Origin of the sequence: Microbacterium sp. WCS2018Hpa-23 (genome assembly GCF_031843845.1) — a bacterium.
Classification (GTDB): Bacteria; Actinomycetota; Actinomycetes; order Actinomycetales; family Microbacteriaceae; genus Microbacterium.
On record NZ_JAVTIZ010000011.1, the window covers coordinates 97,512 to 120,951 of the forward strand.

23 protein-coding genes are annotated in these 23,440 nt (G+C 67.9%); 12 read left to right on the plus strand and 11 right to left on the minus strand.

What is annotated here, in order from left to right; genetic code table 11:
• Positions 1-10: 10 nt before the first annotated feature.
• The 4 genes from RQG77_RS17375 to RQG77_RS17390 all read left to right on the plus strand — a co-directional run bounded on the left by RQG77_RS17375 (position 11) and on the right by RQG77_RS17390 (position 3,790).
• Entirely contained in the window at positions 11-442 is a 432-nt protein-coding gene (locus RQG77_RS17375) for a PTS sugar transporter subunit IIA (protein WP_311245851.1), read from the plus strand.
• The gene (locus RQG77_RS17380; protein WP_311245852.1) at positions 442-1,599 is read left to right on the plus strand and encodes a mannitol-1-phosphate 5-dehydrogenase; all 1,158 of its coding nucleotides are present in this window, start codon (positions 442-444) and stop codon (positions 1,597-1,599) included. The genes RQG77_RS17375 and RQG77_RS17380 overlap by 1 nt, the downstream gene beginning before the upstream one ends.
• Positions 1,600-1,684: 85 nt before the next feature.
• Entirely contained in the window at positions 1,685-2,992 is a 1,308-nt protein-coding gene (locus RQG77_RS17385; RefSeq protein WP_311245853.1) for an NAD(P)/FAD-dependent oxidoreductase, read from the plus strand.
• A gap of 48 nt (positions 2,993-3,040) precedes the next feature.
• A complete protein-coding gene (locus tag RQG77_RS17390) occupies positions 3,041-3,790 on the plus strand; it encodes an alpha/beta hydrolase (RefSeq protein ID WP_311245854.1) in 750 nt (249 codons plus the stop codon).
• 25 nt (positions 3,791-3,815) lie between these two features.
• Here RQG77_RS17390 and RQG77_RS17395 read toward each other — a convergent pair whose 3' ends face one another.
• The 10 genes from RQG77_RS17395 to RQG77_RS17440 all read right to left on the minus strand — a co-directional run bounded on the left by RQG77_RS17395 (position 3,816) and on the right by RQG77_RS17440 (position 15,334).
• Positions 3,816-4,667 carry a PfkB family carbohydrate kinase gene (locus RQG77_RS17395; RefSeq protein ID WP_311245855.1) on the minus strand — a complete coding sequence of 284 codons (852 nt, stop codon included), beginning with the start codon at positions 4,665-4,667 and terminating at the stop codon, positions 3,816-3,818.
• 31 nt (positions 4,668-4,698) lie between these two features.
• Positions 4,699-5,802, minus strand: coding sequence for a polysaccharide deacetylase family protein (locus tag RQG77_RS17400; RefSeq protein WP_311245856.1), 1,104 nt, complete (start codon positions 5,800-5,802; stop codon positions 4,699-4,701).
• Positions 5,803-5,820: 18 nt separating this feature from the next.
• Positions 5,821-6,936, minus strand: a complete 1,116-nt coding sequence (locus RQG77_RS17405) for an adenosine deaminase (protein WP_311245857.1) — start codon at positions 6,934-6,936, stop codon at positions 5,821-5,823.
• A gap of 51 nt (positions 6,937-6,987) precedes the next feature.
• Positions 6,988-8,280: a thymidine phosphorylase gene (locus RQG77_RS17410; protein WP_311245858.1), complete on the minus strand. Its 1,293-nt coding sequence runs from the start codon at positions 8,278-8,280 to the stop codon at positions 6,988-6,990.
• On the minus strand, positions 8,277-8,675 hold the full coding sequence (locus RQG77_RS17415; RefSeq protein WP_042536471.1) for a cytidine deaminase: 399 nt from the start codon (positions 8,673-8,675) through the stop codon (positions 8,277-8,279). Before RQG77_RS17415 ends, RQG77_RS17410 begins: the two co-directional genes overlap by 4 nt.
• Positions 8,676-8,682: 7 nt before the next feature.
• Complete coding sequence (locus RQG77_RS17420; protein WP_311245859.1) at positions 8,683-9,969, minus strand: ABC transporter permease; 1,287 nt, start codon at positions 9,967-9,969, stop codon at positions 8,683-8,685.
• On the minus strand, positions 9,966-11,285 hold the full coding sequence (locus RQG77_RS17425; protein WP_311245860.1) for an ABC transporter permease: 1,320 nt from the start codon (positions 11,283-11,285) through the stop codon (positions 9,966-9,968). The genes RQG77_RS17420 and RQG77_RS17425 overlap by 4 nt, the downstream gene beginning before the upstream one ends.
• The gene (locus RQG77_RS17430; RefSeq protein WP_311245861.1) at positions 11,282-12,796 is read right to left on the minus strand and encodes an ABC transporter ATP-binding protein; all 1,515 of its coding nucleotides are present in this window, start codon (positions 12,794-12,796) and stop codon (positions 11,282-11,284) included. The genes RQG77_RS17425 and RQG77_RS17430 overlap by 4 nt, the downstream gene beginning before the upstream one ends.
• 161 nt (positions 12,797-12,957) lie before the next feature.
• The gene (locus RQG77_RS17435) at positions 12,958-14,070 is read right to left on the minus strand and encodes a BMP family ABC transporter substrate-binding protein (RefSeq protein ID WP_311245862.1); all 1,113 of its coding nucleotides are present in this window, start codon (positions 14,068-14,070) and stop codon (positions 12,958-12,960) included.
• Between the two features lie 148 nt (positions 14,071-14,218).
• The gene (locus RQG77_RS17440; RefSeq protein WP_311245863.1) at positions 14,219-15,334 is read right to left on the minus strand and encodes a mannose-1-phosphate guanylyltransferase; all 1,116 of its coding nucleotides are present in this window, start codon (positions 15,332-15,334) and stop codon (positions 14,219-14,221) included.
• A 176-nt stretch (positions 15,335-15,510) separates the two neighbouring features.
• On the opposite strand from RQG77_RS17440, the gene sdhC reads away from it, so the two are divergent.
• The 6 genes from sdhC (at position 15,511) to RQG77_RS17470 (ending at position 21,141) form a co-directional block, all read left to right on the plus strand.
• On the plus strand, positions 15,511-15,945 hold the full coding sequence (sdhC, locus tag RQG77_RS17445; RefSeq protein WP_082478061.1) for a succinate dehydrogenase, cytochrome b556 subunit: 435 nt from the start codon (positions 15,511-15,513) through the stop codon (positions 15,943-15,945).
• The gene (locus RQG77_RS17450; RefSeq protein WP_056312310.1) at positions 15,945-16,388 is read left to right on the plus strand and encodes a succinate dehydrogenase hydrophobic membrane anchor subunit; all 444 of its coding nucleotides are present in this window, start codon (positions 15,945-15,947) and stop codon (positions 16,386-16,388) included. The genes sdhC and RQG77_RS17450 overlap by 1 nt, the downstream gene beginning before the upstream one ends.
• Before the next feature lie 19 nt (positions 16,389-16,407).
• Positions 16,408-18,234, plus strand: coding sequence for a succinate dehydrogenase flavoprotein subunit (gene sdhA, locus RQG77_RS17455; RefSeq protein WP_311245864.1), 1,827 nt, complete (start codon positions 16,408-16,410; stop codon positions 18,232-18,234).
• A 2-nt stretch (positions 18,235-18,236) separates the two neighbouring features.
• Positions 18,237-19,004: a succinate dehydrogenase iron-sulfur subunit gene (locus RQG77_RS17460; RefSeq protein ID WP_056312315.1), complete on the plus strand. Its 768-nt coding sequence runs from the start codon at positions 18,237-18,239 to the stop codon at positions 19,002-19,004.
• A 78-nt stretch (positions 19,005-19,082) separates the two neighbouring features.
• A complete protein-coding gene (locus tag RQG77_RS17465; protein ID WP_311245865.1) occupies positions 19,083-20,288 on the plus strand; it encodes a YihY/virulence factor BrkB family protein in 1,206 nt (401 codons plus the stop codon).
• Positions 20,289-20,298: 10 nt separating this feature from the next.
• Entirely contained in the window at positions 20,299-21,141 is an 843-nt protein-coding gene (locus tag RQG77_RS17470) for an exodeoxyribonuclease III (protein ID WP_311245866.1), read from the plus strand.
• Positions 21,142-21,188: 47 nt separating this feature from the next.
• On the opposite strand, the gene RQG77_RS17475 is transcribed toward RQG77_RS17470, so the two are convergent.
• Complete coding sequence (locus RQG77_RS17475; RefSeq protein ID WP_311245867.1) at positions 21,189-21,521, minus strand: hypothetical protein; 333 nt, start codon at positions 21,519-21,521, stop codon at positions 21,189-21,191.
• Between the two features lie 57 nt (positions 21,522-21,578).
• Here RQG77_RS17475 and trpS point away from each other — a divergent pair, with 57 nt between their 5' ends.
• A complete protein-coding gene (trpS, locus tag RQG77_RS17480; protein WP_120493997.1) occupies positions 21,579-22,583 on the plus strand; it encodes a tryptophan--tRNA ligase in 1,005 nt (334 codons plus the stop codon).
• A 24-nt stretch (positions 22,584-22,607) separates the two neighbouring features.
• Positions 22,608-23,435, plus strand: coding sequence for a hypothetical protein (locus tag RQG77_RS17485; protein ID WP_311245868.1), 828 nt, complete (start codon positions 22,608-22,610; stop codon positions 23,433-23,435).
• Positions 23,436-23,440 lie beyond the last annotated feature (5 nt).

Here is a 23,440-nt window from a genome sequence, read left to right on the forward strand (position 1 = left end):
AGGAATCACCATGAGCGTTCTCACCCTCGACCAGGTCCGCATCCACACCGGCAGCAGCACCCGGGATGCCGCTCTGCAGGAAGCCACAGACATCCTCGTGTCGGCCGGCGCCGTCACTCCCGCCTACGTCGACGCGATGCGTCAGCGCGAAGAGACCGTGTCGACCTACATGGGCAACGGTCTGGCGATTCCGCACGGCACCAACGACACGAAGGACGCGATCCTCGGATCCGCGCTGTCGGTCGTCCGATACGACGGCGGCGTCGACTGGGCGGGCGAGCCCGCGACCTTCGTGGTGGGCATCGCCGGCCGCGGCGACGAGCATCTCGAGATCCTGTCGCAGATCGCGATCCTCTTCTCCGACGAGGACGACGTCGCGAAGCTCAACGCCGCGCAAACCCCCGACGAGCTGTACGCACTGCTCTCGGCGGTGAACGACTGATGAAGGCCGTCCACTTCGGAGCGGGCAACATCGGTCGGGGCTTCGTCGGGCTCCTGCTGCACGAGGGCGGTTACGAGGTCGTCTTCTCCGACGTCGCCGACGCGCTCGTCGATGCGATCAACGCGGTCGACTCGTACATCGTGCACGAGGCCGGCCCCGGTGGCACCGATCACGTCGTGACCGGCTTCCGCGCGGTCAACAGCAGGACGGATCCGGATGCCGTGGCCGACGAGGTCGCGACCGCGGACGTCGCCACCACCGCTGTCGGGCCGACCGTGCTGCGGTTCGTGGCCCCCACGATCGTCGAGGGCCTTCGACGCCGCTCCCCCGATTCCGCACCTCTGCAGGTCATGGCCTGCGAGAACGCGATCGGCGCGACCGACACCCTGCGCGCCGAGGTCGCGAAGGCCGCAGGAGCGGATGCCGCCGAGCTGCTCTCGCGCGCCGTGTTCGCGAACACCGCCGTCGACCGCATCGTCCCCGGCCAGCCCGCGGACGGCGGCGTCGATGTCACGGTCGAGCCGTACTTCGAGTGGGCGATCGAATCCGGAGCCTTCGGCGGCACGCTGCCGAGCATCCCCGGAGCGCACTTCGTCGATGACCTGGCTCCGTACATCGAGCGCAAGCTGTTCACGGTGAACACGGGCCACGCGGCCACGGCGTACTTCGGCGCCCGCGCCGGAATCGAGCGCATCTCGGATGCTCTCGCCGATCCCGACATCGCGGCTCGCGTGTCGGCGGCCCTCGAGGAGACCTCCTCGGTGCTGGTGGCCGAGCACGGGCTCGACCCCACCGACCTCGCCGAGTACCGTGCGACGATCCTCGAGCGGTTCCGCAACCCTGCCCTCGTCGACACGGTCCAGCGCGTCGGCCGACAGCCGCTGCGCAAGATCTCGCGACACGAGCGGTTCATCGGCCCCGCCGCCATGGCAGCCGAGCGCGGTCTTCCCACGGTCGCGCTGGTCGGCGCCGTCACCGCCGCGCTCGAGTTCGAAGAGCCCGACGACGAGCAGGCCGTCGAGCTGCAGGAGCTCCTGCGCACGGAGGACGCTCTCGCGTTCACCTCGCGCACGACGGGCCTCGACCCCGAGCATCCGCTGTTCCCCGCGATCCGCGATGCGGTCGTCGCGCGCCAGACGGCGCTGCACGCCTCCTGAGCGTCGCCGCACGCGTCACCTGCGCCCTCTGCCGATACGATCGGCGGAGGGCGCAGGTGCGCGCACAGCGAGGTGCGGGAGCAGCATGAACAGATACGCCGTCATCGGCGCGGGGCCGTCAGGACTCGCTGCCGCCCGCGCGCTCACGAGGCGCGGAATCGGCATCGACGGGTACGAGGCCTCATCGGGCGTCGGCGGACTCTGGGACATCGACAACCCGCGCAGCACCATGTACGAGTCCGCGCACCTGATCTCCTCCCGCACCACGACCGAGTTCACCGAGTTCCCGATGCGCTCGACGATCGACTACCCGGGCCACCGCGTGCTGCGGGAGTACTTCGAGGACTACGCCGAGCACTTCGGGCTCACCGCGCTGTTCCGGTTCGAGACCACGGTCACCCGCCTCGAGCCGCGAGACGGCGGCTGGGATCTCACGTGCGCAGGGCCGTCGGGCGAGGAGACGCATCGGTATGCGGGCGTCGTGCTCGCGAACGGCACTCTGGCCGAACCGAACATCCCGCGTTTCCGCGGTGCTTTCAGCGGCGAGCTGATGCACACGAGCTCCTACAGGTCTCCCTCGCAGCTCGCCGGCAAGAGGGTGCTCCTGATCGGTGCGGGCAATTCCGGATGCGACATCGCGGTCGACGCCGTGCACCATGCCGCCTCCGTCGACATGAGCGTGCGCCGAGGTTATTACTTCGTGCCGCGCTACCTGTTCGGAAGGCCCAGCGACACGCTGAATCAGGGCAGACCGCTTCCCGCCCGCATCAAGCAGGCCGTCGACAGCCGTGTGCTCAAGGCGTTCACGGGCGACCCCGTGCACTTCGGGTTCCCGAAGCCGGACTACCGCATCTACGAATCGCACCCGATCGTCAACACCATGGTCCTCAACCACCTGGGGCAGGGTGATCTGCGGATCCGGCCGGACATCGACCGCTTCGACGGATCGACAGTGCGGTTCCGGGACGGCACGGCCGACGATTACGACCTCGTGATGCTCGCGACCGGCTACACCCTCGACTACCCGTTCGTCGATCGACGGCATCTGCAGTGGCAGGGTGCCGCGCCCCGACTGTTCCTCAACGTCTTCCCCGCCTCGTTCAACGGCCTGTACGTGATGGGCATGATCGAGGCCTCCGGCATCGGCTGGCAGGGCCGCTACGAGCAGGCCGACCTGCTGGCCGGCTATCTCGATGCCGTGGAGCACGATGCCGCGAACGCGGCACGGTTCCGCGAGCGGGTGACCACGCAGCCGTGGCCCGACCTCACCGGCGGCTACCGCTACCTCGGGCTCGCGCGGATGGCCTACTACGTCAACAAGGACGCCTACCGCGCTGCGGTCCGCCGCGAGCGGGAAGCGCTCGAGAGCCCCGTGCCTCACGGTCGCGGGTGATCCTCGGCCCCGAGGCTGTTCACATGCGCAGGCCCTAACGTTGATCCTGTGCAGAAGAAGCGTGGCCGTCGTGTCCTGAAGGTGATCGTCTGGGGGCTCGTCGCCGTCCTCGTGCTCGGAGTCGGCGGCATCGTCGCCTGGAGCCAGATCGGGGTGATGCCCGCCGAGAAGGCACCCCTGGCGAGCGTCCGCGAGAATCCCGCGATCCACGTCGAAGATGCCGATGAGGGCATCGTGCTCACGCCTGCGGATGGCGAGTCCGAGACGGGTCTCGTGTTCATCCCCGGGGCGAAGGTGGACCCGTGGGCGTACGCCGCGATCCTCCAGAGCCTCGCCGAGGAGGGCGTCACGGTGGTCATCACGCGCCCGTGGCTGAACCTCGCATTCTTCGACCTGCGCGGGCTCGACGCCTTCACCTCCGCTGCGCCCGACATCGACGACTGGGCGATCGGCGGACACTCCCTCGGCGGCGTGCGCGCATGCCAGCTCGCCGCAGACGCCGAGGCGCTCGTTCTGTTCGGGTCGTACTGCTCGAACGACGTCTCCGACACCGACCTCTCCGTTCTGAGCATCTCGGGCAGTGAGGATGGCCTGTCGACGCCCGAGAAGGTCGACGCGGCCCGTGACCTGCTCCCGGCTGACGCCGAGATGGTCGAGGTCGAGGGCGCATCGCACGCGTCCTTCGGTGACTATGGCCCCCAGTCGGGCGATGGCGAGCCGACGATCACGGACGAAGAGATGCACGCCCAGGTCGCCGAGATCCTGAACTCCTTCATGGCCGAGCTGCCGCCGCGCTGATCGAACCGGCGGAAGGGGCAGGACGTCAGTCGCGCTCGAGCAGCGGATGCAGGTGTCTGGTGCCGAGCACGAGGGATGCCGTCCGTGCCCCCGCCGCGAGCGCTGTGGGCACGTCGAGACCTTCGAGGTGGGCGTCGAGCACACCCGCGAGGAATGCGTCACCGGCGCCGTTCGTGTCGACCACGTCGGCGGGCGCCGCCGCCACCCGGTGCTCCGCACCGTCGGCATCGATCGCCACCGCGCCCTCGGCGCCGAGAGTGCACACCGCGAGCGACGCCCCGGCCTCGATGCGCGAGCGGAGGAACGCGACCGGGTCGTCGAGCCGGTCGGCGTTGCAGAACACCGCGTCGGCCGCGGCGAGGAACGGACGGTGGAAGTCGGCCTCCCCGTCGTAGTCGTGCACGTCGACCCAGATCGGGCGACCCGTGGACCTCGCCGCGGGCAGCAGCCTCAGCGGCTCCGCGGCGAGATCGAGCACGATCACGTCGGATGCGGCCATCGCTGCCTCGATCGCGCCGTCATCGGCTCCGTCCGAGGCCGACGGCGACGCGAGGTAGAGCGATACCCTGCCGCCTTCTCTTGTCATGAGGTTGAGGTGTCGCTCGGTGGCATCGCCCTCACCCCACAGCGTGCGCACGCCTGCCCCACCGAGCGCGCCGCGCACGCGCTCCCCCGGCTCATCCGCAGCCGTCAGCGCATACAGCAGCGTCGGGCGGCCCAGAGCCGTGAGGCTGAGAGCCTTGCCCGCACTTGTGCCTCCGACGGTCTCCCAGCTCTCCTCGGCGAACTGCATGTGAGGTACGGGCTCGGGAAGCCTGTCGAGCACGACGATCGAGTTCCACGAGACAGGGCCCGCGATGAAGACGGATGCGGTCATGGGCTCCATCATGCCGCGCCCGAGCGCCTGTTCAGCCGATCCGCTTGATCAGTGAGTCCAGCCCCATGCCGTAGTCGATGCGGACGACGGGCAGCGCGAGCTTGTCCGTCCCGATCTCGACGTAGCCGGGCTCGATCGTCCTGGCCATCTCGAACCCGGCCTGGGCGACGCCCTGCTTCGCGGTGTCGTTGTAGTGACCGAACGGATAGGCGATCACCTCGCGCACGCCGAGCACATCGCCCGAGGCGTTGAGGTCTGCGGCGATCTCGTCGGCCGTCCAGTTCGTCATCCGGCCCTTGCCGTTCTCGCCGGCCTGATGCATGTCGTTCGTGTGCGAGCGGCGCAGCACGTAGATCGAGGGAGGCGGATCCTGACGGTAGGCGGTGATCATGAACGACGTCGAGAGCAGCCCGTACCTGTCGACCACGGGCACGGCCAGGTCGAACCACGTCTGATCGGCGTCGTCGTCGGTGATGATCACCGAACGCGCGGGCAGCGAGAGCCGACCGTCGATGAACGCGCTGAGCTCGTCCCAGGTCGGGAGGTAGAAGCCGGTCGTCGCGATGTGGTTCATCTGCGCGTCGAAGTCGCCGATGTACGCGTAGTTGCCTCGCAGCCACCCCGTCTCGCCCTCGGGGTTCGCCGTGAACTGGTGGTACATCAGGATCGGCACCTGCACGGCGGCCGCGGCGTTCGCCTCAGGCGTCGTCCACCCCGCGAACAGGTCGACCTGCTGATCGACGCAGACGACGGGGTCGGCGCCGTTGATCCGTGCCGCGACGGTGAACGCCGCCGCATCCGCCTCGCTCGCGTACCAGCCCGCGAACACGCGTCCGTCCTGCGCCGGGATCGGGAGGCCTGCGTAGAGCGCGTTCTGCCACTGCAGCATCGGGTCCAGCGGTGCACCGTCACCGATGAAGCTCACGGCGCACGCCAGCGGATCGTCGGCATCGGCGACGATCTGCTGGGCCGCTGTCAGCGGACGCTCGATGACCGCCGCGGTCGTTCTCGGGACGACCTCCTCAGGCTCGCGGGTGACCCACGCGTATGCTGCGGCCGCACCCCCTGCGAGCACGATGACGGCGCTGATGATGACTGCGATGCCTGCTCGGCGTCGCTTCCCCCCGGAAGCCATGACTCAGTTGACCATCTCTCAGACGTCGAATCCTTCTGCGATCATCTCGACGAGCTCCTCGCGCTCCTCGACAGGCAGGAAGGCCGCTGCCGCGGCGTTGAACTGGAAGGTCTCGAGATCGTCGAGGTCGTACTCGAAAGTCTCGACCAGGTTCGCGAGCTCACGCGTGAGCGAGGTCGCACTCATCGTGCGGTTGTCGACGTTGACCGTGACGGCGAAGCCGAGCTGGTACAGCAGGTCGAACGGGTGGTCTGCGAGCGTGTCACCCCATGCCGCGATCGCTCCGGTCTGGAGGTTAGACGACGGAGACAGCTCGAGCGGGATCTCGCGGTCGCGCACCCACCGGGCGAGGTCGCCGAACTGCACCTGCACCTCGTCGCCCTCCTGCGTGATGACCTGCAGGTCCTCCGCGATACGCACACCATGGCCGAGACGCAGCGCACGTCCGTCGAGCAGTGCCGAGCGAATCGACGCGGGGCCTGCGGCCTCACCGGCGTGCACCGTGACGGGGAAGAAGTTCGCGGCGAGATAGTCGAAGGCCTTGCGGTGGTTCGAGGCGGGGAAGCCGTCCTCCGGGCCCGCGATGTCGAAGCCGACGGCCCCGCGACCGCGGAAGCTCACTGCGAGCTCTGCGATCTCGAGCGAACGGTCGGTGTGGCGCATCGCGGTGATCAGCTGACCGACGCGGATGCTCTGGCCGGCGCGATCCGCGGCATCCTCACCCTCTTCGATGCCCTGCTGCACGGCCTCGACGGTCTGCTCGAGAGTGAGACCGCGGGTGAGGTGCTGCTCAGGAGCCCAGCGCACTTCACCGTAGATCACGCCGTCGGCTGCGAGGTCCTGCACGAACTCGCGTGCGACGCGGGTCAGCCCCTCTTGCGTCTGCATGACTGCGGTCGTCAGATCGAACGTCTTCAGGTACTCGACGAGCGAGCCGGAGTCGCTCTTCTTCGCGATCCAGGTGCCGAGTGCTGCGGGCTTCGACTCCGGCACCTCGAGACCGATCGCATCCGCCAGCTCGATGATCGTCGACGGGCGCACGGCACCGTCCAGATGGTCGTGCAGCGACACCTTGGGAAGGCTGCGCAGGGATGCTCCCTGGATGGTGACATCACCGTTCGCGTCGATCGACATGAAAATCCTCTCGGTCGCTGATTCGCTCAGTTCAGGCTAGCGGTCAGCGGATCAGGCCGTGATGCGTTCACGCACGATCGGGCCCGCGGCGGGAGCCTCGTCGCCGATGGCCCACGATCCCTCCAGCGCCTCGAGAGCCCGCGGGAACCGCGCCTCGTCAGCCGCGGAGAGAGTGAACAGCGGCTGACCCGCCACGACGCGGTCGCCGGGCTTCGCGTGCAGATCGATGCCCGCCTCGAAGACCACAGGATCCTCCGCCCGAGCGCGCCCCGCACCGAGACGCCAGGCGGCGATGCCGAACGGCAGCGCGTCCATCTGCGACACGACGCCGTCGGACGGAGCCGTGACCACGTGGGTCTCGCGGGCCGTCGGCAGCGGAGCATCCGGGTCGCCGTCCTGCGCGCGGATCATGGCCTTCCAGCTGTCCATCGCGCGGCCGTCGTCGAGAGCGGCCTCGACATCGGCATCCGGCTGTCCGGCCAGGGCGAGCATCTCGCGCGCCAGGGCGATCGTCAGCTCGCGAACATCTGCGGGGCCGCCACCGGCGAGTACCTCAACCGATTCGCGAACCTCGTTCGCGTTGCCGATGGCGAGGCCGAGCGGCACGTTCATGTCGGTGAGCAGTGCGGTCGTGGCGACACCCGAGTCGGTGCCGAGAGCGACCATCGTGCGGGCCAGCTCGCGGGCGCGGTCGATGTCCTGCATGAACGCGCCGGAGCCGAACTTCACGTCGAGCACCAGGGCGTCGGTGCCCTCGGCGATCTTCTTCGACATGATGCTCGAGGCGATGAGCGGGATCGCCTCGACCGTGCCGGTGACGTCGCGGAGCGCATAGAGCTTCTTGTCGGCGGGCGCGAGGCCGGAGCCTGCGGCGCAGATGACCGCTCCGACGTCGCCCTGCATCTGGGCGAACATCTCCTCGTTGCTGAGGGCCGCGCGCCAGCCGGGGATCGACTCGAGCTTGTCGAGCGTGCCGCCCGTGTGGCCGAGGCCGCGGCCCGAGAGCTGCGGCACAGCGACGCCGAAGACGGCGACGAGCGGCGCGAGCGGCAGGGTGATCTTGTCGCCGACCCCGCCGGTGGAGTGCTTGTCGACGGTCTTCTTGCCGAGCGTCGCGAAGCTCATCCGCTCCCCCGACGCGATCATCGCGTCGGTGAGCACGCGGATCTCATCGCGCTCCATGCCGCGCTGGAATACGGCCATCGCGAACGACGCCATCTGCGCGTCCGACACGTAGCCGCGCGTGTACGCGTCGACCATCCAGCGCAGCGCCTTCTCGGGCACCACGCCTCCGTCGCGCTTGGCACGGATCACGTCGACGGCGTCGAAGGGCTCAACGCTCATCGGGCGTCCTCCAGGTCTCGGGGGCCGAACGCATCCGGCAGTACTTCATCGATGGTCCGGATGCCGGAGACGGTCTCCAGCAGCATCCCGGGCATCGCGTGTTCGTAGAGCAGCTGGCGGCAGCGGCCGCACGGCATGATCGTCTGCCCGTCGTTGTTGACGCAGACGAAGGCGACGAGCTGGCCGCCGCCCGACATGTGCAGGTCGCCGACCAGAGCGCACTCGGCGCACAGCGTCACGCCGTAGGAGGCGTTCTCGACGTTGCAGCCGGCGACGATGCGTCCGTCCCCGACGAGAGCGGCCGCGCCCACCCGGTAACGGGAGTACGGCGCGTACGCCTTCGTCATGGCGTCGGTCGCGACCTGGCGGAGTTCATCCCAGTCGATGTCTGTCATGTCGCTCCTAGGACTTGATGTACGGCTTGCCGCTGGCTGCGGGTCCGCGGATCTGACCGGCGAAGCCTGCGACCGCGAGCAGCGTGACGACGTACGGCAGCATCAGCATGAACTCACCCGGGATCGGCGTCTTCAGGATCGACAGCAGGTTCTGCAGGTTCGTGGCGAAGCCGAACAGCAGCGCCGCGAGCGTCGCGCGGATCGGGTCCCACCGGCCGAAGATCACCGCGGCGAGGGCGATGAAGCCGAGGCCGGCGGTCATGTCCTTGCCGAACTGCGGCACCGAGACGAGCGTGAAGTACGCGCCTCCGATGCCCGCGATCGCACCCGCGAGCAGCACGTTCCAGAATCGCGTCGCGTTCACCTTGATGCCGACGGTGTCGGCGGCCTGCGGGTGCTCACCCACGGCGCGGACCCGGAGTCCCCACTTCGTGCGGTACAGACCCCAGGCGACGATCGCGACGGTGATGAACATGAGGTAGACGATGAACGTCTGGTTGAACAGCACCGGGCCGATGATCGGGATGTCGCTGAGCAGCGGGATCTCGATGCGGCTGAAGCGCACCGGCGTGTTGAGGGCTGCCTCGTTCGGCGCGAGCAGCGCGCCGTAGAGGAATCCGGTGAGACCGCTGACGAGGACGTTGAGCACCACACCGACGATCACCTGCTCGACGAGGTACTTGATGGCGAATGCGGCGAGCACGGCGGCCACGAGCACGCCGCCGAGCATCGCGCCGAGGAGTCCGATGAACGGGCTCCCGGTGACGCTCGAGAGCAGCGCGGCCGAGAACGCTCCGAGGAGCAGCTGACCCTCGATCGCGACGTTGACGACACCGGCACGCTCGCCGATCACGCCGCCGAGCGCACCGAACACGAGCGGGACGGAGAGCGAGACGGCTCCGAAGAGCAGGCTGCTGACGGGCACGAGCCCGCCGGCGCCGGCCCAGACGAGGAACCCGAAGACGGCGAGCACGCTGAACGCGATCACCAGCCAGATCGACGCCTTGCGATACGACCAGGCCCGCAGGAATGCGAGCACCGACAGCAGCGCCAGGATCACGATGACGACCCAGCTGGTCGGCCCGGTCGGCAGCGCCACATCCGGCAGCGCGAACGGCGATGACGGGTCGTTGAGGCGGAAGCTGCTGGTGCCGGTGCGCGGCACCAGCAGGAACAGCAGCGCCAGCAGCACGGTGGCTGCGGCGAGGACGATCGGCGCCTTCAGGTGCCGCTCGCGCACGGTGGCGAGCTGCACGGTTCCGTCGGCGGCTTCACTCTGGACGAGGGAGGTCATGCGGTCACCGCCTTCTTCGCGGCCTTGGCTCTCGCCTTGGCAGCCTTCTCCGCGTCGGTCTTGGGAAGGAAGAACACCGTGCGCAGCAGCGGCGGCGCGGCGATGAACAGCACGACGAGCGACTGCACGACGAGCACGATGTCGACCGGGATGTCCTGTGCCTGCATCGAGAACGATCCGGCCTTGAGCGCGCCGAAGAGGATGCCGGCGGCGAACGTGCCCCAGGCCCGGCTGCGTCCGAGCAGGGCGACCGTGATCGCATCGAAGCCGATGCCGGCATCGATGGTCTCGGTGATTCCGGTCGTGACCGAACCCTGGACCTGGTTCATCCCCGCGAGGCCGGCGAGAGCACCGGCGAGCAGCATGGCGTAGACGTACACGCGCTGCACGCTGATGCCCGCGGCGCGAGCCGCATGCGGGTTCTCACCCACGGCGCGCATGCGCATGCCGAGCGACGACCTCTCGATGAGCCACCAGACGAACAGGGTCGCGATGATGACGATGACGAAGCCGAGGTCGAGCAGGGGGAACTGCGGGCCGAGGAGCGAGGGGAACTGCGCGCTCTCGGGGGTCGCGTATCCGAGCGCCTGGTTCGTGCCGGGCTTCTGCAGGAGGCCAGGGGTGCGGATCATCCACAGGAGCAGGTAGTAGGCCACGTAGTTGAGCATGATCGTGAGGATCACCTCGTGGGCGCCCGTCTTCGCCTTGAGCAGACCGGCGATCGCTCCCCACAGAGCACCGCCGGCGATGCCGGCGATCAGCGTGACGGGGATGTGCAGCCAGAACGGCAGGTCGAGCTGGAACGTCAGCAGTCCGGCGACCGCGACACCGATGAGCATCTGGCCGCGTGCACCGATGTTGAACAAGCCGACGCGGAAGGCGAGTGCCACGCCGAGACCGGCGGCGATCAGCGGGGCCGCGAATCCGAGGGTGTTCGTGAGCGGGCGGATCTGCGCGGCGAAGTCGGCACCTCGCGCATTGAAGATCGCTCCGCGGAACAGCGCCTCATAGCCGTTGTAGACCGCGTTCCACGCGGCGGCGATCGTGTCGGTCGGACGCGAGAAGAAGTAGCCGGAGGCCTCGATCACGTCTTCGTTGGTGAAGGCGATCAGGATGCCTCCGACGACGAGTGCGAGGAAGATCGCCAGGATGGTGGTCACCGCGCTGCCGCGCAGCATCTCCTTGAGGATCACGTTGCCGCGAGGGGGCGGCGGCACATCCACGGGATCGCGGAGGGTCGTGGTGGTGTTCACCGAGAGCTGGTCACCGGAGTCCTCGGTGCCCGGTCCCCCGGCATGTGGCGTCGAACCGCTCATGCGGCCACCTCTCCCTCGGCGGCGCCCGCCATCATCAGACCCAGCGTCTCGCGCGGGGTGTCGCCGGGAACGATCCCGACGATCGTGCCTCGGTACATCACCGCGATGCGGTCGGCGAGAGCCGCGACTTCGTCGAGCTCCGTCGAGACCACGACGACGGGGATGCCTGCGTCACGCGTCTCAATGATGCGCTTGTGGATGAACTCGATCGATCCCACGTCGACTCCACGGGTCGGCTGCGCAGCCACGAGCAGTCGGAGTTCGCGGCTCATCTCGCGAGCGATCACGACCTTCTGCTGGTTTCCGCCGGAGAGAGTCCCCGCCGGGGTGTGCGGTCCCTGCGCGCGGATGTCGTACTCCTTGATGCGCGCGTGGGCGAACTCCTCGAGCGCCGCGCGGCGCAGAGTGCCGCCGCGACTGAACTCGGGGTCGCCTGAGCGGTCGAGGATGAGGTTCTCGGCGACCGAGAAGGCGGCGACGAGGCCGTCTTCGGTGCGGTCCTCGGGGACGAAGCCGACACCGGCGTCGAGGATCGCTCGCACGCTCTTGCCGACGAGCTGGGTGCCGTCGAGGGAGATGGATCCCTCGACCCTGGCCGCGAGGCCGACGATGGCCTCGACGAGCTCGGTCTGTCCGTTGCCCTGCACACCGGCGACGGCGAGGACCTCGCCGGGTCGCACGGTGAAGTCCACGTTGTCGACGACGATCGCGCCGGCGGAGGTCAGAACGCGCAGGCCCTTCACCTCGAGGCCGCCGTCACCCAGGTGCGGCGCGTCCTTGTGCACGGTGAGCTCGACCGCACGGCCGACCATGAGCGAGGCCAGCTCGCCGTTGGTCGCCGTGGGCGATGCCTCTCCGACGATGCGGCCGAGACGCACGATGGTGATGGTGTCCGCGACCTCGCGGACCTCGCGCAGCTTGTGGGTGATGAAGACGATCGCGGTGCCCTCGTCGCGGAGCTGACGCATGATGCCCATCAGCTCGTCGGTCTCCTGAGGGGTGAGCACGGCGGTGGGCTCGTCGAACACGAGCACCTTCGCGTCGCGCGAGAGGGCCTTGATGATCTCGACGCGCTGCTGCACACCGACGGGCAGATCGCCGACGATCGCGTCAGGGTCGATGTCGAAGCCGAAGCGCGCGGCGACGGCGCGGACATGCTCACGCGCCTTCGCGATGTCGAGGGTGCCGACGCCCTTCGTCTGCTCGTGACCGAGCATGACGTTCTCGGCCACCGTGAACACGGGGACGAGCATGAAGTGCTGGTGCACCATTCCGATGCCGGCGTTCATCGCGTCGCCGGGGCCGCGGAACCGCTGGACCACGTCGTCCAGAAGGATCTCGCCCTCGTCCGCCTGATAGAGGCCATAGAGGACGTTCATCAGGGTCGATTTGCCTGCGCCGTTCTCGCCGAGCAGCGCATGGATCTGCCCCGGTTCGACGACCAGGTCGATGTGGTCGTTGGCCACCAGGGTTCCGAACCGCTTGGTGATGCCGCGGAGTTCGAGCTTCATATCTGCACCTTATCCAGAAGTGTCATCCAGAAGAGTCTGAAGAATCTGCGGCGCATCCTTCGGGGATCGCCCGGGTGCGCCGTGAACAGTCATCGTCGTCCATCCACGGCGCGGGGCGAGTGGCCGCTTGCACCACTCGCCCCGCGCTGGAACTCGATGACTTACGGGGAGTTCGGGGACTCCACCGTGATGTCGCCGGCGATGATCTGCTCCTGCAGAGCGGTGATCTCGTCGAGCAGGCCCTCGGGCAGGTCGCCCTCGAACGAGCCGAAGCCCGAGAGCTTCACGCCCTCGTTCTCGAGAGTGCCGACGTACGGAGCCGGATCGAAGTCACCCTTCGAAGCTGCGATCGTCGCATCCTGGACCGCGACGTCGATCGCCTTCATGATCGAGAAGAGCGTGACGTCCGCCACGGACTCGTCAGCGACCGCGAGGTCGCTGTCGACGCCGATGAGCAGCGTGTCCTTGCCGCTGTCGGCGATCGCCGCAGCCGCGCTCTGGTAGACGGGACCGCCGACCGGGAGGATGACGTCGACGCCCTGGTCGAGCACGCCCTGAGCGGTCTGCTTGGCCGTGTCGTTCGCGTCGAAGCCGCCCGTGAAGGAGCCCTTCTGCGTCGCGGTGTCCCAGCCGAAGACCTCGACGGCGCCCGACTTGTCCTCGTTGTACTTCTCGACGCCGAGCTGGAAGCCGTCCATGAAGACGGCGACAGACGGGATCTGCATTCCGCCGAAGGTGCCGACCTTGTTCACGCCGGCGGCCGACGACCAGCCAGCGGCGGCGTAGCCACCGAGGTAGGCGGCCTGAGCCGTGTCGAAGACGAGCGGCTTGATGTTCGGGGCATCGGTGGTGCCGTCGAAGTCGTTGTCCGCGTAGTCGTCGATGATCGCGTAGTTGATCTCGGGGTTGGCGAGTGCCGACTCGACGGTCGCGGCCGAGAGCTTGAACCCGACCGAGACGATCAGCGAGCATCCCTCCGAGACCGCGGTCTCGAGGTTCGGCGCGTAGTCGTTGTCGTTGGCCGACTCGAACTCGAGCGGCTTGACGCCGAGCTCGTCAGCGGCGGCGTCCATGCCCTCCTTGGCGGACTGGTTGAACGACTTGTCGTTCCAACCGCCGGCGTCGGAGACGAGGCAGGGCAGGAAGTCGGATGCTGCATCCCCGCCCCCGTTGCCGCCCGATTCGGTCGGAGCCTGGCCACAGCCGGCGAGTGCGAAGACGACGCCCGCGGCGATGGTCGCGCCGAGCAGCTTCTTGGTGGTGGAGATGGTCAACTCATGCCTCCCTCAACGATCCCGCGGCCCTCGCGGATCGATCAAAGTTACCTACTGTTTCGACTTTTGTGCATGCCAGTACCCGAGCGGCAATCGAATGGTTACAAAGCTGAAACCAAGACAGCCGATGAGCGGCCGTCGCTGCTCATCAGAGCACGTCGCCCCGGCCTGTGAGCTTGAGCGACTCCACGACGCCCTTCACCCGCTGCGCATGCTGCACCGTGGTGACCAGCAGCGCGTCGGGAGTGTCGACGACGACGATGTCCTGCACACCGATGAGGCTGATCACTCGAGAGGTCTGGCTGACCAGGATGCCGCTGGCGGCATCCGAGAGCACGCGGGCCTTCGGCCCGAGCACTGCGAGGTCGTTCTTGCGGCCGTTGTTGATCAGCTTCGTGAGCGAGGCGAAGTCGCCCACGTCATCCCAGTCGAAGTGGCCGGGCACGACGGCGAGCCGTCCGCGCCGCGCGGCAGGCTCGGCGACCGCGTAGTCGATCGCGATCTTCTTGAGCCCGGGCCAGATGCGGTCGACGGCCGGGCCGCGGCGGTCGCGGTCGTCCCACGCCTCGGCGAGCTCCAGCAGACCGGCGTGCAGGGCGGGTTCGTTCTCGGCGAGCTCATCGAGGAGCACGCTCGCCTTGGCGATGAACATGCCCGCGTTCCAGAGGTAGCCCCGGTCGGCGAAGTAGGCCTGAGCGGTCTCGAGATCGGGCTTCTCGACGAAGCTCTCCACCAGCGCCGCCTCCCGCGCTCCGTCGACGACGAGCTCCGGACCCTTCTTGATGTAGCCGAACCCGGTCGCGGGCTCGGTCGGAGAGATGCCGATCGTGCAGATGTATCCCTCGCGAGCCACCTCCACCGCGTCGCGGACGGCGAACTCGAAGACGCGCGTGCTGCGGATGACGTGGTCGGCGCTGAACGACCCGATGATCACATCGGGGTCGCGGCGGTGCAGGATCGCCGCGGCGAGCCCGATCGCCGCGGCCGACTCACGGGGCTCCGACTCCAGGAAGACATTCAGATCCGGTATGCCGGGCAACTCCGCCTCCACCGCCGCGCGGTGCGCCCGACCGGTGACAACGGCGATGCGGTCGCGCCCGGCGAGGGGCTCCAGTCTGTCCCAGGTGTCGCGGAGCAGCGAATGCCCCGACCCCGTGAGATCGTGCAGGAACTTCGGCGCATCGGCGCGGGACAGCGGCCACAGCCGGCTGCCGATGCCGCCGGCGGGGATCACTGCGTAGAAGTCTTCGATGGGCTGGCTCACCCTGCCAGAGTATCCCGACGGAACATCTCGACATCGAGAGAGTTAGGCTCCCCTTCGTCGCCCACAGGCGCCGCACGGGAATAGGATGGTGTCCGATCGGCCGTGCCTGGCAGCAGGCTCATGCTTGGACCACGCATCGCACGCGACCGAGTCACATCGATCCAGGGAGGACGACCGTGTCCACAAGCGCTCGCTTGACACCGTCGATTTCGGAAACCACTTCCAAGACACCTCGCGGCACCCTCTATCGGGGCCGCGAAGGCATGTGGTCGTGGGTGCTTCACCGCATCACCGGAGTCGCCATCTTCTTCTTCCTGTTGGTGCACGTGCTCGACACTGCACTCATCAGGGTGTCCCCCGAGGCGTACAACGCCGTCATCGGCACCTATAAGAACCCGATCATGGCCCTCGGCGAGGTCGTGCTGGTCGCCGGCATCGTGTTCCACGCGATGAACGGCCTCCGCATCATCGCGGTCGACTTCTGGTCGAAGGGCGCCAAGTACCAGCGCCAGCTGTTCTGGGGTGTGCTCGCGGTGTGGGTCGTGATCATGGCCGGCTTCGTGCCGCGTCACCTCGCACTCGCGTTCGCCGGCTTCGGAGGAGGACACTGATGACCGCTCAGACTGTCGCCGCTCCCGTCCGCCGTCAGCGCGGATTCAACCTCGAGAAGTGGGGCTGGCTCTTCATGCGCGGCTCCGGCGTCGTCCTGGTCGTGCTCATCTTCGGCCACCTGTTCATCAACCTGATGGTCGGGGAGGGCATCCACGCCCTCGACTTCGCGTTCATCGCGGGCAAGTTCGCCACGCCGTTCTGGCAGTGGTGGGACGTCATCATGCTCTGGCTGGCCCTGATCCACGGCGCCAACGGCATGCGGACGATCGTCAACGACTACGTCACGAACAACACCGCTCGCAAGGCGCTCACCTGGGCCCTGGGCCTGGCAGCCGCCCTGCTCATCATCCTCGGCACCCTGGTCGTCTTCACGTTCGACCCGTGCCTCGGCGTGACCGAGACGAGCACGCTGTGGGAACAGTGCCAGACGCTGGGCAAGTAGAAGAGAAGGCATACGAGAAGTGACTACCGAGACCCAGGATTCCGTCGTGCGCGACGGTGTGCACTACCACCAGTTCGACATCGTCATCGTGGGCGCCGGCGGCGCCGGCATGCGCGCGGCGATCGAGGCCGGCTCCGGCGCGAACACCGCGGTGATCTCCAAGCTGTACCCGACGCGTTCGCACACCGGTGCGGCGCAGGGCGGCATGGCGGCTGCGCTCGCGAACGTCGAGGAGGACAGCTGGGAGTGGCACACCTTCGACACGGTCAAGGGCGGCGACTACCTGGTCGACCAGGATGCTGCGGAGATCCTCGCGAAGGAAGCGATCGACGCGGTCATCGACCTCGAGAACATGGGTCTGCCGTTCAACCGCACGCCCGAGGGCAAGATCGACCAGCGTCGCTTCGGCGGCCACACCGCCGAGCACGGCAAGACCCCGGTCCGCCGCGCCTGCTACGCAGCCGACCGCACCGGTCACATGATCCTGCAGACGCTGTTCCAGAACTGCGTCAAGCTCGGCATCAACTTCTTCAACGAGTTCTACGTGCTCGACCTGCTCACGGTGAAGGACGCCGACGGCAAGACCCAGGTCTCGGGCGTCGTCGCCTACGACCTCTCGACCGGCGAGCTGCACGTCTTCCAGGCCAAGGCCGTCATCTTCGCGACCGGTGGATTCGGCAAGATCTTCAAGACGACCTCGAACGCCCACACCCTCACCGGTGACGGCGTCGGCATCGTCTGGCGCAAGGGCCTCCCCCTCGAGGACCTCGAGTTCTTCCAGTTCCACCCCACCGGCCTCGCCGGTCTCGGCATCCTCCTCACCGAGGGCGCACGTGGGGAGGGCGCGATCCTGCGCAACGCCTCGGGCGAGCGCTTCATGGAGCGCTACGCCCCGACCATCAAGGACCTCGCTCCCCGCGACATCGTCGCGCGCTGCATGGTCCAGGAGGTCGCAGAGGGCCGCGGCGCGGGTCCCCACAAGGACTACGTGCTGCTGGACTGCACGCACCTGGGCGCCGAGGTCCTCGAGACCAAGCTCCCCGACATCACCGAGTTCGCTCGCACCTATCTGGGCGTCGACCCGGTCGTCGAGCCCGTGCCGGTCATGCCCACCGCCCACTACGCGATGGGCGGCATCCCGACCAACAACAACGGCGAGGTCCTCGCCGACAACGACACGGTCGTCCCCGGTCTCTACGCCGCGGGCGAGTGCGCCTGCGTCTCGGTGCACGGCGCCAACCGCCTCGGCACCAACTCGCTGCTCGACATCAACGTGTTCGGCAAGCGCTCGGGGCGCAACGCGGTCGAGTACGTCAAGACCGCCGAGTTCGTGCCGCTCCCCGAGAACCCGGCCGCCTTCGTCTCCGGCATGCTCGAGGGTCTGCGCAACAACCAGGGCACCGAGCGCATCGCCGTGCTCCGCAAGGCGCTGCAGGACGAGATGGACAAGGGCGCGCAGGTGTTCCGCACGCACGACTCCCTCCAGCACGTGCTCGGGGTGATCGCCGAGCTGCGCGAGCGCTACAAGAACGTGCACGTCGACGACAAGGGCAAGCGGTTCAACACCGACCTGCTCGAGGCCGTCGAGCTGGGCTTCCTCCTCGACATCGCCGAGGTCGTCGTCTACGCCGCGCAGAACCGCGAGGAGAGCCGCGGCGGCCACATGCGCGACGACTTCCCGACGCGTGACGACGAGAAGTACATGAAGCACACGATGGCCTACCTGACGGGCGATCCGCACTCCTCCACTCCGAGCGACCACATCAAGCTCGACTGGAAGCCCGTCGTGTTCACCAAGAACGACCAGGGCGAATTGAACTACCCGCCGATGGAGAGGAAGTACTGAGCATGTCCAACGCCATCGCTGAAGCTCCCGCTGACACGACCGAAGAGACCGGCATCCAGTCCTTCATCGTCACGTTCAACATCCGCAGGTTCGACCCCGAGGTCGACGCCGAGCCGCACTGGGTCGACTACGACGTGGAGCTCTACTCGACCGACCGCGTGCTCGACGCGCTGCACAAGATCAAGTGGGAGGTCGACGGCTCCCTCACGTTCCGCCGCTCCTGCGCCCACGGCATCTGCGGCTCCGACGCCATGCGCATCAACGGCCGCAACCGCCTCGCCTGCAAGACGCTGATCAAGGACCTCGACATCTCGAAGCCGATCTACGTCGAGGCGATCAAGGGTCTCCCGCTCGAGAAGGACCTCGTCGTCGACATGGAGCCGTTCTTCGCCTCCTACCGCGAGGTGCAGCCGTTCCTCGTCGCGAACTCGGTGCCGGAGAAGGGCAAGGAGCGCGTCCAGACGATCGCGGATCGCGAGATCTTCGACGACACGACCAAGTGCATCCTCTGCGCCGCGTGCACCTCGTCGTGCCCCGTCTTCTGGACCGACGGCCAGTACTTCGGCCCCGCCGCGATCGTGAACGCGCACCGCTTCATCTTCGACTCGCGCGACGACAACGCCGCAGTGCGCCTCGACATCCTCAACGACAAAGAAGGTGTGTGGCGGTGCCGCACGACCTTCAACTGCTCCGAGGCGTGCCCCCGCGGCATCGAGGTCACCAAGGCCATCGCCGAGGTCAAGCAGGCCGTACTGCGCGGTCGCGCCTGACACACAGACGATCGACGCGAACGGGCGGGCTCCCCACGGGGATCCCGCCCGTTTTCGTCGTGTGGATAAGGTGAAGACGTGTCAGATCCCGATCGCGAGGAGTCAGAGGGCGGCCGCCTCGATGCGGCTGTCGAAAGAGCGACAGCGCTGACGAGGCGCACACTGGGTCTGTTCCCGGTACGCGTGTGGCGTCACTTCCTGCAGCACAACGGATTCCTCCTCGCCGCGGGCGTGAGCTATCAGGCGCTGTTCGCGATCTTCGCGGCGATATACCTCGCCTTCGCGATCGCCGGTCTGTGGCTCGGCGGCAGCAGCGAGGCGGTCGACGGCATGATCGACATCATCAACAGCTACATCCCCAATCTGATCCAGGATGAGGGCGGTGTGTTCACCCCGGATCAGGTGCGGGAGATCGCGGCCAGCACGACGGGGATCCTGAGCATCACAGGTCTGATCGCCCTCGGAACCGTGATCTGGACCGCCATCGGATGGGTGACGTTCTCGCGGCGCGCGACCAGGGACATCTTCGGTCTGCCGCCCGATCGCCGCAGCTACGTCATCCTGAAGGCGCGCGACCTGCTGGCCGCGCTGATCTTCGGCGTCTCGCTGATCGTCGGCTCGCTGCTCAGCTCCGCGAGCGCCGTCGCGCTGGCCTGGATCCTCAGCCTGCTGGGTTGGGGCGCATCGCTCGACGGCCTGACCAGCATCCGCATCGGCACGGTGCTGGTGTCCTTCGCCGTATTGTCGGCCGCGCTCGCGGCGATGGTCCGCTTCCTCACGGGAACTTCTCTGCACTGGGGCACGATCTGGCCCGGCGCCCTCCTCGGGGGCGGGGCGATGACGATCCTCCAGTTCGGTGCGGGGTTCCTCCTGAGCTACACCCCGTCGAATCCCCTGCTCGCCACGTTCGCGATCTTCATCGGCCTTCTGCTGTGGTTCCGCGTCAACGGGGTGGTGATGCTGGTGGCGTCCTCGTGGATCGCGGTCAGTGCCCAGGACCGGGATCTCCCCCTGTTGTCCCAGACCGAGGCGGAGCGACGTCTGGCGGAGTACCGGACGCTGTTGGAGGCGGCGCGTATCCGGGTCCGCGACGCCCACGCCGCTCGGGACGACGCACCGTGGTATCGCAGCTGGCAGACCGAACGCGCCCTGCGTGCGGCAGAGAAGGAACTCGAATCCCTCGAGGCATCCGCTCCCCCGCCCATCGATGAGAGCACCCCTCTCGCCCAGCGTCTCCTCGCGGAGCTGCAGCGTCCGTCCAAGGATGTCGGCGGCCCTCGTTAGGCTGGTGGACATGCCTCATCTGCGTATCGCCTCGGTCAATGTCAACGGAATCCGAGCGGCGGCTCGCAACGGCATGAGCGGCTGGCTCGATGCGGCCGACGTCGACATCCTGACCCTGCAAGAGGTCCGCGGGCAGGACGAGCACCTCGAGGCTGCGCTCCCCGGCTGGACGTTCGTGCACGACGAGGCGACGGCCAAGGGCCGTGCCGGTGTGGCGATCGCGAGCCGAATGCCGGCGACCGCATCGCGCACCGACTTCGGCGACGCCGACTTCGACTCGAAGGGCCGGTGGATCGAGGCCGACTTCCAGATCGGCGATCGCCCCCTCACCGTCGTCAGCGCCTACGTGCACAGCGGCGAGGCCGACACTCCCAAGCAGGAGGAGAAGTGGAAGTTCCTCGATGCATTCGGCGTCCGGCTCGCTGAGCTCGGCGACGCCGACGGCGCGCTCGCGCTCGTCACCGGCGATCTGAACGTCGGGCACCGCGAACTCGACATCAAGAACTGGCGCGGCAATCGCAAGAAGGCCGGATTCCTGCCCCGTGAACGCGCCCACTTCGACCGCTTCCTCGGTGCAGCAGGCGAGACCGTCGAGGGGGTCGACGGTTCCATCGGCACCGGACTCGGATGGATCGACGTCGGACGCGCCTTCCACGGCGACGTCGAAGGGCCGTACACCTGGTGGTCGATGCGCGGCCAGGCGTTCGACAACGACTCCGGGTGGCGGATCGACTACCACCTGGCGACCCCGGCGCTCGCAGAGCGCGCGACCGCTTATCACGTCGCTCGCGCGGCGGCTTACGACCAGCGGTGGAGCGACCACGCGCCGGTCGTGGTCGACTACACCTACTGACGGCCTGCGCGGCGACCCGCGCGTCTCCACCGGCGGCATCGCGCTGATCACGCCGTGACGAAAGCGACGATCAGTCCGGCTGCGATTGCGAGGTAGCCGAGCATGCTCCACAGGTATGCCGCGCCCCGGCGCGCACGGGGGAACACGAGCGGAATGGCTATCGCGACGAGGATGCCTGTGACGAGCGCGAGGAACGTGCCGAAGATCATCCCGTACCCGTGCGGGTCGCCGTTCGTCCACCCGAACCGGCTGCTCAGGGCCATCCACGCGAGCAGCACGAAAGGTGCGCCGAACAGCACCGTGAGCACGACGCCGATGATGCGGGAGACGACATCCCGACGTTCCCCGGAGACGCCGGCGGATTCAGGGGCAGTCGTCATGATGCGAGTCTCCCCCGCGGGCTCGCGCACCACCACCACCCCCATAGGATTGATACCGTGACGAAACCTCGCCTCTACTCAGGAATGCAGCCCTCCGCCGACTCTCTGCAGATCGGCAACTACATCGGGGCTCTCCTGCAGTGGCGGGACCTGCAGAGCTCTTACGACGCCTACTTCTCGGTCGTCGACCTGCACGCGCTCACCGTCGCGCAGGACCCCGCGGAGCTTCGCGAGAAGACCCGCCGCACCGCCGCGCAGTACATCGCCGCGGGCATCGAGCCGTCCCTGTCGACGCTCTACGTGCAGTCGCACGTGCGTGCTCACGCGGAGCTCGCCTGGATCCTCTCCACAATCACCGGGTTCGGTGAGGCTGGACGGATGACGCAGTTCAAAGACAAGTCGTCCCGGTACGGCGCTGACGCCACGAGCGTCGGCCTGTTCACCTACCCCGTGCTGATGGCTGCCGACATCCTGCTCTATCAGACCGACGTCGTGCCGGTCGGCGACGACCAGAAGCAGCACGTCGAACTCACCCGTGATCTCGCCGAGCGGTTCAACTCGCGCTTCGGCGAGACGTTCGTCGTGCCCCGACCGGTGATCCAGAAGGACACGGCGCGCATCTACGATCTGCAGAATCCGACGTCGAAGATGTCGAAGTCCGCCGAGAGCGACGCGGGCGTGCTGTGGATGCTCGATGACCCGGCGAAGTCGGCGAAGAAGATCATGCGGGCCGTCACAGACAACGAGGGCTCCGTGCGCTTCGACCGGGAGAACAAGCCCGGTGTCTCGAACCTGCTCACGATCTATGCCGCACTGTCGGGTCGCCAGGTGCCGGCCATCGAAGACGAGTATGCCGGTCGCGGGTACGGAGACTTCAAGAAGGGTCTCGCCGAGGTCGTCGTGAACGAGTTCGAGCCGGTCCGCGCCCGCGCACTCGAGCTCCTGGACGACCCTGCCGAGCTCGATCGGATCCTCGCGGCGAACGCCGCCAAGGCCGACGCCGTCGCCGACGCGACTCTCGCCGCCGTGTACGACCGGGTCGGTCTGCTTCGTCGCATCTGACACGACCGGCCATAGGATGGGGGCGTGACTGATCCGCAGCTGCCCCCGTCCGGTGCCGTTCCTCCCGTGCCACCGGCACCCCAGCCCGATGCACCGGTTGCACCCCAGCCCACTGACCAGCAGCCGCCGGCCGCTCCTCCCGCGTACGCTCCGGCGCCGCCCGCTCCTCCGGCTCCGCCCGCCTACCAGCCAGCTCCTCCCGCCTACCAGCCAGCTCCTCCCGCCTACCAGGCGGCTCCGCCGGCGCACCAGCCCGCTCCGCCGGCGGCCCCGCCTGCACAGCCCGAGCCCGCTTTCCCGGCACCGACCGCGCCGACGTACCCCGCTCCGTCCGGCAGCCCGGTGTACCCCCCTTCACCTCCCGCAGCCCAGCCCGGCGTTCCCTCCTTCCAGGCCGCCCCTCCCGGCGCCTATCAGGTGCCCGTCGGCGGTTACGCAACCCCCGAGGGCGCATACCAGGCACCCTCGAGCGAGCAGAAGAAGTCCGGGCTCCTCGGCATCCTCGCTCTGATCTTCGCGATCGTCGCCGCCGTGGTCACTCCGATCGTCGCGGGAATTGCGGGGTTCGAGATCGGACGCCGGATCCCCGGCGGACTCGACACGATGGACCCCGACTTCCTCTCGATCCTCTCCCCCGCGCGCGATCAGGTGCTGTGGGCCGAGCTCTCGTTCTGGACGGGCACCATCCTCGGGATCGCCGCGATCGTGATCGGCATCCTCGCCATCCGCAAGAAGCAGGCGCGCGGCGCCGGCATCGGCGCGCTGGTCGTCGCCGTGCTCGGCCCCATCATCTTCTGGGTCGTGCTCTTCGTCGCCGTCTCGACCGGCACCGCCGCGGGCTTCCTGCCCTAGACGGT

What these genes read in the sequence shown, in the direction of transcription:
- RQG77_RS17375 (WP_311245851.1), top strand. Translation starts at nt 11, where the DNA reads ATGAGCGTTCTCACCCTCGACCAGGTCCGCATCCACACCGGCAGCAGC.
- RQG77_RS17380 (WP_311245852.1), top strand. Translation starts at nt 442, where the DNA reads ATGAAGGCCGTCCACTTCGGAGCGGGCAACATCGGTCGGGGCTTCGTC.
- RQG77_RS17385 (WP_311245853.1), top strand. Translation starts at nt 1,685, where the DNA reads ATGAACAGATACGCCGTCATCGGCGCGGGGCCGTCAGGACTCGCTGCC.
- RQG77_RS17395 (WP_311245855.1), bottom strand. Translation starts at nt 4,667, where the DNA reads ATGACCGCATCCGTCTTCATCGCGGGCCCTGTCTCGTGGAACTCGATC.
- RQG77_RS17400 (WP_311245856.1), bottom strand. Translation starts at nt 5,802, where the DNA reads ATGGCTTCCGGGGGGAAGCGACGCCGAGCAGGCATCGCAGTCATCATC.
- RQG77_RS17405 (WP_311245857.1), bottom strand. Translation starts at nt 6,936, where the DNA reads ATGTCGATCGACGCGAACGGTGATGTCACCATCCAGGGAGCATCCCTG.
- RQG77_RS17410 (WP_311245858.1), bottom strand. Translation starts at nt 8,280, where the DNA reads ATGAGCGTTGAGCCCTTCGACGCCGTCGACGTGATCCGTGCCAAGCGC.
- RQG77_RS17415 (WP_042536471.1), bottom strand. Translation starts at nt 8,675, where the DNA reads ATGACAGACATCGACTGGGATGAACTCCGCCAGGTCGCGACCGACGCC.
- RQG77_RS17420 (WP_311245859.1), bottom strand. Translation starts at nt 9,969, where the DNA reads ATGACCTCCCTCGTCCAGAGTGAAGCCGCCGACGGAACCGTGCAGCTC.
- RQG77_RS17425 (WP_311245860.1), bottom strand. Translation starts at nt 11,285, where the DNA reads ATGAGCGGTTCGACGCCACATGCCGGGGGACCGGGCACCGAGGACTCC.
- RQG77_RS17430 (WP_311245861.1), bottom strand. Translation starts at nt 12,796, where the DNA reads ATGAAGCTCGAACTCCGCGGCATCACCAAGCGGTTCGGAACCCTGGTG.
- RQG77_RS17450 (WP_056312310.1), top strand. Translation starts at nt 15,945, where the DNA reads ATGACCGCTCAGACTGTCGCCGCTCCCGTCCGCCGTCAGCGCGGATTC.
- RQG77_RS17460 (WP_056312315.1), top strand. Translation starts at nt 18,237, where the DNA reads ATGTCCAACGCCATCGCTGAAGCTCCCGCTGACACGACCGAAGAGACC.
- RQG77_RS17470 (WP_311245866.1), top strand. Translation starts at nt 20,299, where the DNA reads ATGCCTCATCTGCGTATCGCCTCGGTCAATGTCAACGGAATCCGAGCG.
- RQG77_RS17475 (WP_311245867.1), bottom strand. Translation starts at nt 21,521, where the DNA reads ATGACGACTGCCCCTGAATCCGCCGGCGTCTCCGGGGAACGTCGGGAT.